Source organism: Chryseobacterium sp. 22543 (genome assembly GCF_052044565.1).
In the GTDB taxonomy this organism is placed as follows: domain Bacteria; phylum Bacteroidota; class Bacteroidia; order Flavobacteriales; family Weeksellaceae; genus Chryseobacterium.
The window spans coordinates 1-16,503 of record NZ_JBQENH010000009.1 but is presented as its reverse complement, the minus strand read 5'-3'; the positions used below and the strand labels follow the sequence as shown (position 1 = coordinate 16,503).

At 36.9% G+C, this 16,503-nt stretch carries 11 protein-coding genes; 7 read left to right on the top strand and 4 right to left on the bottom strand.

The annotated features are described in order from the left end of the window. Window positions 1-5 precede the first annotated feature (5 nt). From ACTJIP_RS21955 to ACTJIP_RS21940, 4 genes are all read right to left on the bottom strand, one after another. On the bottom strand, window positions 6-965 hold the full coding sequence (locus tag ACTJIP_RS21955) for a DUF3810 domain-containing protein (protein WP_440705097.1): 960 nt from the start codon (window positions 963-965) through the stop codon (window positions 6-8). A 91-nt stretch (window positions 966-1,056) separates the two neighbouring features. Beyond that, complete coding sequence (locus ACTJIP_RS21950; protein ID WP_077413708.1) at window positions 1,057-2,502, bottom strand: MFS transporter; 1,446 nt, start codon at window positions 2,500-2,502, stop codon at window positions 1,057-1,059. Between the two features lie 30 nt (window positions 2,503-2,532). Further along, window positions 2,533-3,270 (bottom strand): lysophospholipid acyltransferase family protein, encoded by a 738-nt coding sequence (locus tag ACTJIP_RS21945; RefSeq protein ID WP_077413707.1) that lies wholly within the window; start codon window positions 3,268-3,270, stop codon window positions 2,533-2,535. A 3-nt stretch (window positions 3,271-3,273) separates the two neighbouring features. Then, window positions 3,274-3,732, bottom strand: a complete 459-nt coding sequence (locus ACTJIP_RS21940; RefSeq protein WP_077413706.1) for a GtrA family protein — start codon at window positions 3,730-3,732, stop codon at window positions 3,274-3,276. A gap of 363 nt (window positions 3,733-4,095) precedes the next feature. On the opposite strand from ACTJIP_RS21940, the gene ACTJIP_RS21935 reads away from it, so the two are divergent. The 7 genes from ACTJIP_RS21935 to ACTJIP_RS21905 all read left to right on the top strand — a co-directional run bounded on the left by ACTJIP_RS21935 (window position 4,096) and on the right by ACTJIP_RS21905 (window position 16,345). After that, on the top strand, window positions 4,096-4,359 hold the full coding sequence (locus ACTJIP_RS21935) for a hypothetical protein (protein WP_047373857.1): 264 nt from the start codon (window positions 4,096-4,098) through the stop codon (window positions 4,357-4,359). Window positions 4,360-4,444: 85 nt separating this feature from the next. Then, the gene (locus ACTJIP_RS21930) at window positions 4,445-5,296 is read left to right on the top strand and encodes a BadF/BadG/BcrA/BcrD ATPase family protein (protein WP_426480837.1); all 852 of its coding nucleotides are present in this window, start codon (window positions 4,445-4,447) and stop codon (window positions 5,294-5,296) included. Between the two features lie 16 nt (window positions 5,297-5,312). After that, window positions 5,313-7,604, top strand: coding sequence for an NADP-dependent malic enzyme (locus tag ACTJIP_RS21925; protein WP_077413704.1), 2,292 nt, complete (start codon window positions 5,313-5,315; stop codon window positions 7,602-7,604). 227 nt (window positions 7,605-7,831) lie between these two features. Continuing rightward, window positions 7,832-8,416, top strand: a complete 585-nt coding sequence (ruvA, locus tag ACTJIP_RS21920; RefSeq protein ID WP_180565117.1) for a Holliday junction branch migration protein RuvA — start codon at window positions 7,832-7,834, stop codon at window positions 8,414-8,416. A gap of 57 nt (window positions 8,417-8,473) precedes the next feature. Continuing rightward, complete coding sequence (gene sprA, locus ACTJIP_RS21915; RefSeq protein WP_077413702.1) at window positions 8,474-15,508, top strand: cell surface protein SprA; 7,035 nt, start codon at window positions 8,474-8,476, stop codon at window positions 15,506-15,508. Between the two features lie 107 nt (window positions 15,509-15,615). After that, window positions 15,616-15,993, top strand: coding sequence for a glycine cleavage system protein GcvH (gene gcvH / locus ACTJIP_RS21910; protein WP_047383072.1), 378 nt, complete (start codon window positions 15,616-15,618; stop codon window positions 15,991-15,993). 25 nt (window positions 15,994-16,018) lie between these two features. Beyond that, the gene (locus tag ACTJIP_RS21905) at window positions 16,019-16,345 is read left to right on the top strand and encodes a VanZ family protein (protein ID WP_317043595.1); all 327 of its coding nucleotides are present in this window, start codon (window positions 16,019-16,021) and stop codon (window positions 16,343-16,345) included. Window positions 16,346-16,503 lie beyond the last annotated feature (158 nt).

The window sequence follows — 16,503 nt, the reverse complement described above, 5'->3', positions numbered from 1 at the left end:
TTTATTTATTTTTCATAGTTTAAGAGAAGATCTATAAAGTAAGAATAGGTGACAGAACCTTCCTGCTGATTGCTTTTCAGGAAGAGATTATTGGCGTATCCAAAAAAATCATCCAGCCAGCCCTGATGACTGAGTACAAAATTCTTCTCATACATACGGTCTCTTTTCATTGCAGAAGAATATTGATGTAGAACATTCTTGACGAACTCCGGATCTTCCTCCACAATGAACCTTAAAAGGCTTTTTAAAGTGAAAAACTCAGTGCTGTATCTCAACTCAGGATTACTGGAATGAATACCTATTAAATACCCCACAAAATTAGCCTCCTGTTCTCTGGCAAAACCCAGCTGATGGGAACTTTCATGCGCCGTTGTGAAGGGAATAAATGTGGAAGGTAATTCAGCGTTATATTGAGCTTCAGCAGTAAAGGGATTGTAATATCCCAAAATACCTGTAAAACTCATTATATTTTTGAATAAACTGGGTTTAATATCCAAAATCTGAGTCGCCCTTTTATTTGAAATATAAGAAGGTAATTTTGCCTGTTGATGCAGAATTTCCTGTTGTATAGAATTAAGGTTTGTAATGATAAATACTCCTTTGCTGTCTTCTCGGACAGATTGCCTGGTCAGCTTACATTTTTCAAGGTAAGAGAGAGCCAGTTTTTTAGCCTTTTCCACATCAGGTTCTTTCTGGCTTGAAAGCTTCTTGATGATAGGAGTCTGGAAATACAGCATTCCCCAAAAGATCTGATAGATAAAATAAAAAATATTGATGATGATCAGAGTTCTGAGCATAGAATCATGTCTTCGCTGCTTTCTGAATAGCATGATGCAATAATATAAAAGGAAAGCACCTAATATGATATAAATAAGGTCTCCTATAGAAAATGGAATCCAGCTGAACAATGCCTGATGGGTTCCTTTTTGAAGTTCAAAAAAGCTTTCAAAAAACGAGATCGTCACTCTGGATTTTGAGCAAACATAAAACAAAAGAAATTGGGCAAGTAATACACCTGCCCAAAACCTTTTCTTTTTATATATTGTTTTCGTTATATTAATGACCATTGCCTTTAGATACTTTATCAAGATCAATGCCCTGGGCTTTTAGAATCCCACTCACACGGATCGCATAGAATGCAAGATAAGCAAAACAAATAACCCCTACGATATAACTGAAATGAATATTCGTAATATCTGCAATATATCCCTGTATAATGCTTACAATACCTCCACCCATAATCATCATAATAAGTAATCCTGATCCTTGATTGGTATGTTTTCCAAGCCCGTTAATCGCCAATGCGAATATACATGGCCATAAAGTAGAGCAGAAAAGACCTACACTGGTAAATGCATAGACAGATACCATTCCTTTTGTGAACATTCCTATCAGTAAAGCGGTAATCCCAGCCAAAGAGAAGATTAAAAGCATTCTTGCCGGGTTTCCTTTACTTAAGATATCACAAATAATCATGGCAATAATAATGAATCCATATACATAGAATGGAGACAGGTCATGTTTTGCAATAGCATTTACAAGTAAAAATACACCAAATGCAAGATAAGGAGCTAAGAACCTTAAGATTTTTTTGAATCCGGCATTCACATCAAATGCTTCTACAGCACCTGTCCAACGGCCGATCATCAATGATGCCCAGTATAAAGAGATGTAAGGGGCCACATCTTTTGTTTCAAAGCCTAAGTTTTTTTCCATATAAGCCGGAAGATTACTGGCTGTGGAAACTTCTACCCCTACATACACGAAGATCGCGATCATTCCCATTACCAATTGAGGATATTGAAATGCTGACTTTCTGTGCTCACCCGGAGTTGAATCATCTGTGTTTTCAGTATTCGTTGGAGTTACAGCAGGAAGAGAAGAGAATTTAAGCATTAAAGCCACAAGAGCAAAAGCTGCTCCTAATATCAGATAGGGAGTTTTTACACTTTCTATACTTGCTTCCGTATTGCCTGCGCTTGCAGAACCAAAAATAGCAAATGCAACAATAAGCGGTCCTATTGTAGTTCCTAAGTTATTGATTCCCCCAGCCATTGTCAATCTCTGTGATCCTGTTTCTGTAGGACCTACTTCAATAGCAAGCGGATTGGCAACAATCTGCTGAAGAGAGAAGCCTAAACCTACAATAAATAATCCGGAGATCATTAAAGGGAAAGAATGCATATTGGCAGCCGGGTAAAACAACAGGGTTCCCATTGCTGAAATAAGAAGCCCCACAATAAGGCCGTTTTTATACCCGATTTTATTGATCAAATCCTGTTTCAGACTCTTTGATATGATCATATAAATTAAAGAACCTACAGTATACGCTACATAAAAGCATATCTGTACCAGCATACTTTCAGTTTGAGATAGATTGAAGGCTTTTTGAAAAACGGGGATCAGAATATCATTACTGGCTGCTACAAATCCCCAAAAGAAGAATACAGTAACCAATGGAATGAATTGGGCCCAATTGGTTTGTTTAGAATAATTTGACATATTTATTATAGATTTCACAAACAAATATAACTATTTCCTTTCAACGGAATACCTGATTAAAGTTTTTTTTATTTCTTCGTAAGCCTCTGCCTTTAAGTCTTTTGGCGAATTGGTAGGCTCAATGATACCATTGAAATACACCTTTACTCTTCCAGGATAGCCTTTTGAGTTTTCAAAAGGGAACATTTCCTTGAGTCCGATAAAGGTATAAACAGCGATAGGAGAGTTATGTTTTGAGGACAGTATAAATGCTCCGTCCTTAAAGTCATCCAGGATTATAGAAGTATCGTCCGGTACGCCGCCTTCAGGAAAAATGGCAATACTGTTGCCTTCTTCCATCTTTTCAGCACATCTTCGGTATACATCCGCACGGCTTTTTGCGCTCGTTCTGTCTACCATTACACATATCCTTCTATAAATGGTTCCGAAAATAGGAATCTTTACCAGTTCTTTCTTCCCTACAAAACATATCGGATGGTTTGGAAACATAATGCAGGTAAGCATAATATCCATGATGGATGTATGATTGGAGATAAAAACATAAGGAATACTTTTGTCTTTTTCCTGTTCCGAAAGTTTAATGAGATCATACCGGAAACCCATTCCGTAAAACATTCCGAAACACCAGATCCTGACAAGTTTATAGCCGTATTTATAATGCTTTTTGTTAAAGGATAAAATATAGACAGGGATTCCAATAATAACTGTCAGGAAAAATGCTAACAGCAACAGCCAGAATCTCCAGAGATAATTTAAAATTTTTGTCACAGCCTAACCGTTAAAAATTACTTTCTTTTTTATCGAATAATTCAGAATGGAAACCAGCAATATTGCTGCAATTTTGCTGATCATTTCCGGGCTCAAGGTATAAAAAAATAAATTGATATTATCTTTAAATATGAAACTGTAAAAGACCTGGAAAAAACCTAGGCTGAGTAACGTTGAAAAGAAAGAAACCACCATAAAATAAACAAACTCTTTTTTCTTTGAGTGTTTTCCTCTTTCAAATACAAACCAGATACTCAGGAAATAATTGGTAATAATCCCGCAGCTCGTAGAAAAAATGTTGCTTAAAGGATAATGTATACCATGGAAGTTGATTTCTTTTGCAAAGAAATGCGGAAGATAGGTACTGAAAATCTTAAAGCTGCCTATTTCTACAATCGCACTCAGTCCTCCTGCAATGATGAAGAACAGAACCTGTTTCTGGCGTAAGAGTATTTCTTTCATGTAATGAATATAAAAACTAAATATATAAATACATATTGTATAAGACTGAAATGATTTATATCTCAGAATATAAAGGCTTTACTGTATCCCGGCTGTTAATAACCGTTTTAGAATGCCAATAATGTCAAAGCTTCACAATATGAGTATGCAAATTTATAACTATATGTTAAACACTGAAAAAAGTTGTTAAAATATTTTTTTTAATTAAAATTATTTCTAATTTTAATATTCAGAATGATGTAATAATGACCTGATAATAAATTCATTTTCAACTTCTTGTGTTGATGGTTTTTTCTATCTTGTAGTGCACGATTAAGAGCATATACCCCTACATTTTATGACCCAATTATTAATAATATTTGTATGAAAAGTCAAAACAAATACAGAAAATTCCAGCTTCAACAGAAAAATATTGAAGCTCTTGAGAAAGAAAATTCCCGCTTCAAAAGAGTGTATTCAGAATATGAAAATATGTCAGATGAATTGTGGAATCTTGAAAACTCCAAAGGAGAACCAGTGCCTGATGATTTTATCAATGCAATGGTATTACAGACTTCCTATCTGGAAGATGAAATAGAAGATTGGCTATTGCAGTTCAACGAAAAAAAGACACAGATTAAACATTAATGATTTTAGACAGCTTCCAGGTTGTTTATAAACGCTAATTGAAGATAAATTCATAATTTAGCACCCTTAAATTAAAATCTAAAATATGGTTGCTATTGTAGATAGTGGTTCTACTAAATCGGATTGGGTAATACTTGATGACTTTAAGAAAGTTTTTCTGAAAACAGAAACAATCGGTTTCAATCCGAATTTTATCAACAGAGAACTTATCGCTCCTGAGATACAGAAAAATAGCAATCTGGTATCGGTTAAAAATTCAATTACCAAAGTCTTTTTTTATGGTTCCGGATGTGGTGTCAAAAAAAACTGCGAAACCATAGAGGAAGAGCTGAAGAAGGTTTTTGTAAAAGCAGAATTTATTGTGAAGGAAGATCTGATGGCTGCAGCCTATGCAGCATACAGCGGAAAACCTGCTATCGTGTGCATTCTTGGCACAGGATCAAATTCTTGTTATTTCGACGGTGAAAATGTAAAGATAGAATTACCTTCATTAGGATTTATTATTGGAGATGAAGGAAGTGGCAGTGCTATAGGAAAACAATTGCTGCGCAGATATTTCATGAAAAAACTGCCTTCAGACCTTCGTGCCGAATTTGAAGCCAACTATCTGCTTACCGTAGAGGATGCATTGCAAAATATGTATCATACGACAAGACCAAATGCTTATTTGGCAGACTTTACCAAATTTGTGATCGAAAGAAAAGATCATCCTTATTTCAGGGATATGGTTTTTGAAGAAATGAAAAACTTTTTTGAATACCAGGTAATACCCTATGAAGAAGCTAAAGACGTTGAAATCAATTTTATCGGATCTATCGCTTATTATTATGAAAATATACTACGTTCTGTAGCTACAGAACTTAATTTAAATGTGGGACATGTTGTGCAGAAACCAATAGAAAGCTTAGTAGATTACCACATTAAATATATACTTTAACAAAAAACAAAATTTTATGTCAAGTAACAACAATCGTGACGAAAAGAACTTCAGCCAGGCCGCGCTGGATTATCATAAAGCAGAACCCAAAGGAAAAATTGAAGTTATTCCATCAAAGCCACACTCTTCTCAAAGAGATTTGTCATTGGCTTATTCTCCGGGAGTAGCTGTTCCTTGTATGGAAATTCATGATAAGCCTGAAACTGTGTATGATTATACAGGAAAAGGAAACCTGGTAGCAGTAATTTCTAACGGTACTGCCGTACTTGGACTGGGAGATATCGGTGCTGAAGCTTCAAAGCCGGTAATGGAAGGGAAAGGACTTTTGTTCAAGATCTTTGCAGATATCAACGTTTTTGATATTGAGATTGATGAAAAAGATCCGGATAAATTTATTGAAATCGTAAAAGGTATCGCTCCTACTTTCGGAGGGATTAACCTGGAAGATATTAAAGCTCCTGAAGCTTTTTATATAGAACAAAAACTGAAAGAGGAATTGAATATTCCTTTGATGCACGATGACCAGCACGGAACTGCAATTATCTCTGCAGCAGCATTGATCAATTCTTTGCAGATTGCGAATAAAGATATTGATAAAGTGAAAATGGTAGTCAATGGAGCAGGTGCGGCAGCTATTGCATGTACCAAGCTTTATATCTCATTAGGATTGAAAAAAGAAAATGTCCTGATGTGTGACAGTAAGGGGGTTATCAACCATAAAAGAGAAAACCTTACCCCTGAAAAACTAGATTTCATCGCTCAGACAGATATTGAAACATTAGAAGATGCTGTAAAAGGCTCTGATGTTTTTGTCGGATTATCAAAAGGAAACGTAATGACTCCGGAAATGCTGTTGAGCATGAACGAAAATCCTATCGTATTCGCTTTAGCTAACCCTGATCCTGAAATTGCTTATGATCTTGCTATTGAAACTCGTAAAGATGTAATCCTGGCAACAGGAAGAAGTGATTATCCTAACCAGGTAAACAATGTATTAGGATTCCCTTATATCTTCCGTGGAGCATTGGATGTACAGTCTACAGGAATTAATGAAGAAATGAAACTGGCTGCCGTACACGCAATTGCTGATTTAGCAAAAGAACCGGTACCGGAAGCTGTAATTTTAGCATACAATGTTCAGAACCTGCAGTTCGGAAGAGACTACTTCATTCCAAAGCCGTTCGATAACAGACTGATCACAAAAGTATCAAGTGCCGTAGCGAAAGCAGCGATCGAAAGTGGTGTTGCCAGAAAAACCATTACGGATTTTGAAGAATATGAGCACCAGCTTTTAGACAGAATGGGAAGAGATGAGAGATTGGTAAGAATGATGCAGAGCCGTGCTAAATCCAATCCGAAAAGAATCACCCTTGGAAATGCTGAAGAATATAACGTATTGAAGGCAGCTCAAATCCTTTATGAAGAAGGAATTGCTTTTCCAAGTCTTCTGGGAGATAAAAAATACATCAAGGAGCAGATGGAGCGTTACGGAATTACGCTGGATGTTCCAATCATTGATCCAAGTGATGACGATCAGAAAGAAAACAGAAAAAAATACAGAGAAACCCTTTGGAAACTTCGTCAGAGAAAAGGAATGAACGAGTACAAAGCGAAGAGATATGTGCGTCAGAGAGATTATTTCGGACCTCTTATGCTGAAACATGGTGATACCGATGGTCTTATCGTAGGATTCTCTAAAAACTATACTTCAGTTTTACGTCCTGTTTTAGAAGTTATTGAAAAAGATAAAGGAGTAGATAAAGTAGCGGCAATGATGATGATCCTGTCTGAAAAGAAACCTATTTTCTTCGCAGATACTTCCATCAATCAGAATCCTACCTCAGAAGATCTTGTGAATATTGCTAAAATGGCAGAGTTTACAGTAAAATCTTTTGCGATTGAACCAAGAATTGCGATGCTTGGGTTTGAAAACTTTGCTGCTATTTCTGAAACTTCCAAGAAAGTGGCTAAAGCAGTGAGCATCCTTCATGAGAAATACCCTAAAATGATTGTAGATGGTGAGATTCAGCCGGATTTTGCAATGAATGCAGATCACCTGAGCGATTATCCATTCTCAAAATTAGGAACAACACCAGCGAATACCTTCATCTTCCCTAACCTGGAAAGTGCTAATCTTTCTTACAAAATTATAAGAGGGATGAAAGTAGCGCAGGTTATAGGACCTATCTTAATGGGATTAAAGCAGCCGGTACACGTTCTTCAAATGCGTTCAAGCGTAGACGAAATTGTAAACCTTGCTACGATTGCTGTTCTTGATGCTCAAAGGAGAGAAAAGAAATCAATCTAAAAATTAAATCGTAATTAGTAATCACTAACCTCTAATTAGATTTTCTTATTAAAAAATGACACTTTAAACCGTGTTGAGATAATAAAAGACTCCATATTTTGGAGTCTTTTGCTTTTATGTTAATTCATTGAATTCTTATTTGAAAATTAAGTTAAAAATCATTCGCACGTTAAATGAAAACATTAATTAGTTTAAATTGCTATATTTGGGAGTTTTAAAAATTAATAATGATATTTTCTTTACAAGGTAACGTTCAAGAACTTACGCCTACCTACGCGGTCATCAATGTACAAGGAGTTGGTTACTACGTGGGAATCAGTTTGATGACCTCACAGATGCTGGTTTTGAATCAGCAGACTTTCTTATTTATCCAGCAGATCATCCGCGAAGATGCTCATCTTCTCTTTGGATTTAACACACGTTCAGAAAAAGAAATGTTCAATCTGTTAATAAGCGTTAATGGAGTGGGTGCTGTTTCAGCATTGATTCTGCTGTCAACATTAAGCCTTGATGAGATCGCTTCTGCAATACTTTCCGGAAACAGCGCGCTGATTCAAAAAGCAAAAGGAATCGGTGCAAAAACTGCTGAAAGAATTATCGTAGATCTTAAAGATAAAGTACAGAAATACAGTGATCCAAACGCGAACATTTCTGTGATGGTAGATAATAAAATTAAGGAAGAATCGTTATCTGCATTAGAAGTTTTAGGGATTCCTAAACGTGCAAGCGAGAAGATTGCGGATAGAATTATAAAACAAAATCCAAGTATCTCGGTAGAAGAATTGGTTAAACAAATCTTAAAAAACATTTAACATTTGGTGGCGAATAGTAAGCATCTTAACATATTTTTGTTCCTGTCGTTCCTGTTTATGTCTGTCAGCACTTTTGCGCAGGTACAAAAAGACACGGCGATTATACGAAAACAATATGAAGTGGCCGACCCTACGAGGTACGAAGCCTATTACGATATAAAAACCGGGATGTACTATGTGTATCCTAAAATTGGAAATACCATAACGGGTCCTCCTACAGCAATGTCTCCGCAGGAGTATAAAGAATATATGCTTGCAACTCAGACTAAGGCCTATTACAAGGAAAAATCTGATAAATATAACCTTCTTTTCAGAAGAGACAGATCAGATGCAAGGAAGAAGGGGCTTATCCCTTCATTGTTGATTAATAACAGGCTTTTTGAAACTATTTTCGGAGGTAATAAAATTGAAATCATCCCTTCAGGGTATGCATCTCTGGATTTTGCCGGACTTTACCAAAAAATAGATAACCCGATGATCCTGCCACAAAACAGGACAAGTTTCACCTTTGATATTGATCAGAGAATTCAGCTGGGATTATTGGGTAAAGTAGGAGAAAACCTTCAGCTAAAGGCTAATTATGATACCCAGAGTGGTTTTGCTTTTGAAAACAGAATGAACCTTGTTTGGCAGGCAAAAGGAAGCTGGAAAGATCTTCAGAGCAAAGGTCTTGGAAATGTTGATAAACCCAACGAAGGAGGAGAAGATAAGATTATCAAAAGAGTTGAATTTGGTAACGTAAATATGCCGCTTTCAACCAGTTTGATTCGTGGTTCACAATCACTGTTCGGGGTGAAAACAGAATTTCAGTTAGGAAAAACATTTGGAACCGTTGTCCTTTCCCAACAACAGGGTGAAGCCCGTAATATTGTAGTACAGGGTGGTGGTGTTATGAATAACTTTAAAGTCAACGCTATTGACTATGAGGAAAACCAGCACTACTTTTTAGGACATTATTTCCTGAACAAGTATGATGATGCCTTACTTAATTATCCACAGATCAACTCAACGATCAATATTACCAGATTGGAAGTTTGGGTATTGGATCAGGGAAACAGTAACCTGGCTTATCAGAAAAGTATAATCGGGATCAGAGACCTTGGAGAAGGTCCTGGCGGAGTTACTTTACCGGATAACTCTCTGAATGGTTTATATGATGCTGTATCCACAGTAGCCGGAAGCAGAGAAGCAGGAAAAAACTATGGTACTCTTTTTCAGGGACAAGTGCTTGGGGCAGATCCTATTCCCTATGATAATGGAGAACAGTTCATATACAATACAAAAGCAAGAAAGCTGAATAGTAATGAGTTTACCTTTCAGCCGCAACTAGGATATATATCACTAAATCAAAAGCTTAATGATCAGCAGCTTTTAGCAGTTTCATACTCTTTTACCGTTAACGGAAGTAATAAAGTATACAAAGTAGGGGAATTTTCTGAAGAAAGTCCTGTATTGGTTACTAAAGTATTGAGAGTAAACAATAAAGTGAATACTCAGTCTCCGATGTGGGACCTGATGATGAAGAATATCTATTCAATAGATGCAGGACAGGTAGCACAAGATGGATTTATTCTTAATGCATATTACAGAGACCCAAAAACGGGAGGTAAGGTAAACTATCTTCCGGATACTCCTGTAAAAGATCAGAACTTACTGAAATTATTTAACTGGGATCGTCTTAATATGAATGGAGACATTCAGAATAATAAAGACGGAAGCAAAGGAGATGGTATTTTTGATTTTGTCAACGGGATTACCATCAGACCGGAAACCGGAAGAGTAATCTTCACGAAAGTACAGCCTTTTGGTAACTATATGCAAAAGGTTTTAGGAGGAACTTTTAATCCTCAATACGTTTTCCAGGATCTTTATACCAAGCAAAAACAAGAAGCGCTCTCCAGTAACCTTGCACAGAGATATACATTGGAAGGTCGTTATAAAGGAGTTCAGGGACAGGGTATTTCGTTAGGCGCAGTAAACGTTCCTCAGGGATCAGTAAAAGTTGCCGCAAACGGAGTACAGCTTACAGAAGGAGTAGACTATACCGTAGACTATATGCTTGGGACCGTTACTATCATTAATGAAAATGTAAAACAGTCCGGACAGGCGATCAATATCTCGTTAGAAAATCAATTAACATTTAATACCCAAAGAAAAAGATTCTTAGGATTAAATTTAGAAAGAAGATTCAGTGAGAATTTTATCTTGGGAGGGACCGTGATCAATTATTCAGAGTCTCCACTTACCCAAAAAGTAAACTTCGGACAGGAAGCGGTAAATAATACCATGGCAGGGATCAACTTGATGTACAATAATCAGGCTCCTTATCTGACAAGACTTACCAATAAACTTCCAATGGTAAAAACCGAAGCTCCATCTAACTTAAACTTTAAGATGGAAGCAGCATATTTGATTCCTGGATTAAATAAGGGAACCAATAACCAATCTTATATTGACGATTTTGAACAGACAACTTCCAAGATATCATTAAAAGAACCGGCAGCATGGAGCTTAGCTTCAAAACCCGAAAAAAATAAATTGCCGCCATTTAACACAATACCTGGCAATGATGACTTAACAAGCGGATATGGAAGAGGATTATTAACATGGTATAATATTGACCCTAGATTCTGGGGTGTTGGAGGGAAAGCACCTTCAGGAATTACACCGCAGTCTGTATCCAACCACGCTTCCAGAAGAGTACAATATTCCGAGATTTATAACAACAGAGATTTCGTAGCGGGAGAACAAACTTTCACCAATACATTTGATATCTCTTATTTCCCTAAAGAAAAAGGACCTTATAACGTAAACCCAGTTACAGAACAGGCACAAAGCAGATGGGCGGGGATTATGAGATCAATCAGTGTTCCGAACTTTGTTACTTCAAACATTGAATACGTGGAATTCTGGATGATGGATCCCTATGCAGATGGTAAAACATTGGGTACTGATCCAAAACTTTTACTTCACTTAGGAAACGTTTCCGAAGATGTTCTGAAGGATGGAAAAATGCAGTATGAAAATGGGCTTCCAACTCCTGGAACACCATCTTCTACTACGAATTCAAACTGGGGAACACAGCCAAAACAACCACCAATCTTATATGCATTCTCTACGGAAGGAGATGACAGACGAGTGCAGGATGCCGGATATGATGGTCTTACTTCTGATCAGGAAGCAATGAGATTCGGAAATACTTTTGTAAACCCGGTAACCAATATTGCTGACCCAGCAGTGGATGACTTCGTATTCTATCTTTCTGATAAATTTACCGGAAGCCAGGCCGCTTCAGTTGTGGAGAGATACAAATATTTCAGAAACCCGGAAGGAAACTCAGAAGCAAACTCTCTGAATGTAGCTTCACAAACTCCGGATGCAGAAGATATTAATAAAGATTATAACCTTGACCAGACTGAAAACTATAATCAGTATGTGATCAAGCTGGATCAGCCAAGCTTAGCATTGGGAGGAAACAATATTGTAGATGTAAAAACAGTAAAAGCAAGCTTCCAGAACGGGCAGTCTGCAGATGTGAAATGGTACTTGTTCAGAATTCCTGTTGCTAATTATGATAAAGCTGAAGGAACTGCAGATCCATCTGTATTAAATAATGTAAGATTTGCAAGATTAATGCTTGCTGGATTTGACCAAACCTCTACTTTAAGATTCGGAACAATGGATCTTGTAAGATCAGACTGGAGAAAGTATACTAGTAACATTGCCAGCACAAATATCCCAGGTTCAGACGAAGGAGTGGGTACTGTGACAGATCCAAATTTTGAAGTAGGTAGTGTAAATATTGAAGAAAATGCACTGAACCAGCCTCCATATGTATTGCCTCCGGGAATTGACAGACAGGTATTAAGTGGTAATGCCGGAGCTCAAAGACAAAATGAAGCTTCACTTTACATGAAAGTAACTGATCTTAAAACAGAAGCAAGGGGAGTATTCAAAAATACAACACTGGATATGAGAAGATACAAAAAGTTGAAGCTATTTGTACATGCTCATGATCCTCTGAACAGAGTAATAGGAATGGATGAGAAAACCAAATTCTTTATCCGTTTCGGAAGTGATGCTACTGATAACTATTACGAGTATGAATCGTCTTTAAACATGACTCCTACTACGGCAACTGCTCCTATGGAAATCTGGCCGTTGGAAAATGAAGTCAATCTTGATGTTCAGAATTTTGTAGATGCTAAAATAAGAAGAGACAAATCAGGAGTTCCTATTACAAATAGAACAATGGATCCAACCTATCAGGAACCATTCAAGAATATTTACATCAAAGGAAGACCAAGCTTAGGAAACATTACTACCATTATGATTGGAGTAAGGAATGCTGATGCAAGAGGAGGAGCTGGAATAACAAGAGTTTTATGGGTAAACGAAATCCGTCTTTCTGAAATTGAGAATGACGGAGGATATGCAGGAAACGCCAGCTTAAATTTTAATATGGGAGATTTGGCAACAGTTAATGCCAATGCATCCTATACATCTGTTGGTTTCGGAAATATAGATTCAAAACCTGCGGAAAGAACTCAGTCTACTCAATCGGCATTCAGTATTAATACCGCTATCAATGTAGATAAATTCCTTCCTGAAAAAACAGGGGTGAAAATTCCTTTAAACTATTCTTACTCACAGACTATTGAAGATCCAAAATATAACCCTCTGGATACCGATGTAGAGTTCAATAAGGCACCAAACAAGGATCAATTGAAAAAAGTAGCGAGAACCTATACTCAGCAGAGAAGTATAGGAGTCGTGAATATGCATAAAGAAAGAGTAAATCCAAATAAAAAGCCTAAGTTTTATGACATCGAAAACGTTTCGGTAACGGCTGTTTATAATGATGACTACTTCAGAGATATTTATACCAAGAGAAATTACAGACAATACCTGAGAGGATATGTTGATTATAACTACACATTTAAACCGTGGGTAATCAAACCTTTCAATAAAATGATCAGTGATACGGCAAAGTCTACGAAGTATTTAAGATGGGTGAAAGAATTCAATTTTAATCCGATTCCTACGAGAATATCTTTCAGAACTGAAATCGACAGAAACTACAACGAACTTGAGTTCAGAAATGTAGAAGCAATTCTTAATGGGGATATGAATAGTAATTTTGATGCGATCAGAAACAGAAACTTCTTCTTCGGATGGCAATATGGGTTAGGATTCAATTTCACGAAATCATTAAAACTGGAAATCAATTCAGCAACCAGAACGCTTAATGACAATCTAGATGTAAATTCAATGGATAACAAATCGATCTTCGGGAATGTATTCAGAGCCGGAAGACCTGTATTGTATAACCACAGAGCACAGCTGAACTATAAACTGCCGTTCCAGTATCTGCCTTATCTTGATTTCATTGATGCAGAAGTAGGATATGGATTTACCTATAACTGGGCGGCGAGATCTACTTCATTAACTGGATTTGTAGATCCTAATACGAACCAGACTGCAAGTTTAGGATCTGTTGGTCAGAATACCAATGTTATTCAGGCAACAGCTTCAGCAGATCTTCCGAAGTTCTTTGGCCAGTTTAATTATTTCAAAAATATAAATGCCAAACTTCAGAAGCGCAGACAAGAAATGGACTCTCTGAACAATGTGTATACCAAACAGTGGGAAAAGAACAGATATAGATATAAGAAATATAAATTTAAAAATAAGCTTACTCCACTTCAAAGTGCAGCATTCTTCCTTACTTCTTTCAAACAGTTGAACGTAAGTTATAATGAAACAAATGGAACAGTGCTTCCGGGATTAATATCAGCTCCAAACTGGTATGGATCTGGACAGACACTGGGAGGTCCAACTCTAGGATTCCTTTTAGGATCACAGGCGGATATCAGAAGAACAGTGATGGAAAACGGATGGGTGAGTGGTTCCAATTATATGACAGATCCATATGTAAGAATGTCCACCAAAGAATTGAGGGCAGACTTGCAGATGATGCCGATGAACGATTTAAGAGTTGATCTTAATGTGCTGCATACTTTTAACAGTAACTTCTCACATACAGGATTTAACTATATTAATAATGGAGTTTCAGATCCTGACTTTACATTTGCCAGCGAAATGATAACCTATTCCAACTCTGCAGTACTTCTTAGCACATCATTTAAAGATGGACAGGCAGTTTATCAGGCTATCAGAGAAAATGCAAGAGCCCTTTCACAACAGTTGGGCGGCCCGGGAGCGGTATTGGACAACAATGGATTTGCGAAGCATTATAGTATTGGAAATGCCTATGTATTGATCCCAGCCTTTAGAGCAGCTATGGAAGGAAAATCTGCAACACCAATGACCAATCCTAAAAAAGCAGGATTCCCGTTACCAAACTGGAGAATTACGTATTCAGGATTAAAAAATATTCCTATAATCAGTGGACAGTTCACCAAGTTTGATATTTTACATGGTTATACAGCGACATATACAGCAACAGGTATCCAAAGCAATGTAGATTATCATGGTAACCCGGATGGATACTACCAGACAGTAGATAATGCAGGAAATGTAATCAAAAACGATGGTGACAAGATCAATCCGTATACATTTGCACAGGTAGGATATGTAGAATCTTTCTCACCGCTTATCGGGATAGATGTTACCATGAGAAACAATATGCAGTTCGGGATACAGTACAACAAAACAAGAATGATGGTATTGGGACTGGTAAACCAAACGCTTACTGAAGATGCCAATACAGAATATGTAGTAAGACTTGGATATATTGTTAGAAACTTCAGATTGGGAACAGCCAATATCAGAGGAAGAGGAACAAGAGGAAAAGGAAGTGATCTTAACATCAGAGGAGATATTTCATTAAGAGACAGCAAGACTTCTATTATGAATATTCTGTTGAATGATGCTCAGGTAACAGGAGGACAAAGACTGATGAACATCAAACTTTCCGCAGACTATAACGTTTCCGAAAACCTGAACCTGAGAGTATTCTATGAACAGATGACCTCAAAGTATAAGATCTCCACAGCTTTCCCGCTGTCTACAGTGAGAGCAGGTATTTCTGCCACATTTACATTCGGAGATTCCGGAGGCGGATTCTAAAAATGATATAAACTTAAAAGTCCTTCAGTTTTGAAGGACTTTTTTTATATCCAATATTTGAAGCTACTATATTTTTGAATACATTTGTACAAAATAAAAATTAAAAAATGAACACACCATCAGAATTAAAGTACACCAAAGATCACGAATGGATCAAGATTGAAGGTAACGTTGCTACAATCGGTATTACAGACTTCGCTCAGGGAGAACTTGGAGACATCGTATATGTAGACATAGATACTGTAGATGATGATCTTAATGGAGGAGATGTTTTCGGAAGTGTAGAAGCGGTAAAAACTGTTTCAGATCTATTCTTACCTATCGCTGGAAAGGTTATTGAGTTCAATTCAGAATTGGAATCTCAGCCTGAACTGTTGAATACAGATCCTTATGGAGACGGATGGATTATCAAATTGGAAATTGCTGATGGGGCAGATCAGTCTGAGTTACTTTCTGCAGATGATTACAAAGCTATCATTGGATAAGATTTCAAAAATATTTAGTAAGATATTGCCCATTTATTGGGCATTTCTTACTTATATGCTTCTCAAACCCGGAGAAGAGAACCATGAATATTGGTTTATGTTCAGTGGGATTGACAAAATTTTACATCTAAGTATATTCGCAGCCTTAGGTTTTTCTTTCATTGCTGCATTTCCCAAAATAAAATTCTCATACTTTTTTCAGATCATTCTTATCTATGCATTCCTTACCGAAATTCTGCAGGAAGAAATGGGACTAGGTAGATCTATGGAAACATTGGATATCGTAGCAGATACCATAGGATGTCTATTGGGATACTATATATATAAGATATTAATCAAACGCTTCTTTTAACTTTACTCTTAGAAAAGAGCAGCACTCCTTTCCAAACTTTTCCCCCTATACAGGAACAGTAAGGTTTTCTCAAACTCTTACCCCTTCCAACTATCAAACTTAATCAGGAGCTATTTCCTGCTATCCATTCATACTCCTCACGCCCGGGCTGTGCGATT

Coding starts and splice junctions, on each gene's coding strand:
- ruvA (WP_180565117.1), top strand. CDS start 7,832: ATGATATTTTCTTTACAAGGTAACGTTCAAGAACTTACGCCTACCTAC.
- ACTJIP_RS21935 (WP_047373857.1), top strand. CDS start 4,096: ATGAAAAGTCAAAACAAATACAGAAAATTCCAGCTTCAACAGAAAAAT.
- sprA (WP_077413702.1), top strand. CDS start 8,474: ATGTCTGTCAGCACTTTTGCGCAGGTACAAAAAGACACGGCGATTATA.
- ACTJIP_RS21950 (WP_077413708.1), bottom strand. CDS start 2,502: ATGTCAAATTATTCTAAACAAACCAATTGGGCCCAATTCATTCCATTG.
- ACTJIP_RS21940 (WP_077413706.1), bottom strand. CDS start 3,732: ATGAAAGAAATACTCTTACGCCAGAAACAGGTTCTGTTCTTCATCATT.
- ACTJIP_RS21925 (WP_077413704.1), top strand. CDS start 5,313: ATGTCAAGTAACAACAATCGTGACGAAAAGAACTTCAGCCAGGCCGCG.
- gcvH (WP_047383072.1), top strand. CDS start 15,616: ATGAACACACCATCAGAATTAAAGTACACCAAAGATCACGAATGGATC.
- ACTJIP_RS21930 (WP_426480837.1), top strand. CDS start 4,445: ATGGTTGCTATTGTAGATAGTGGTTCTACTAAATCGGATTGGGTAATA.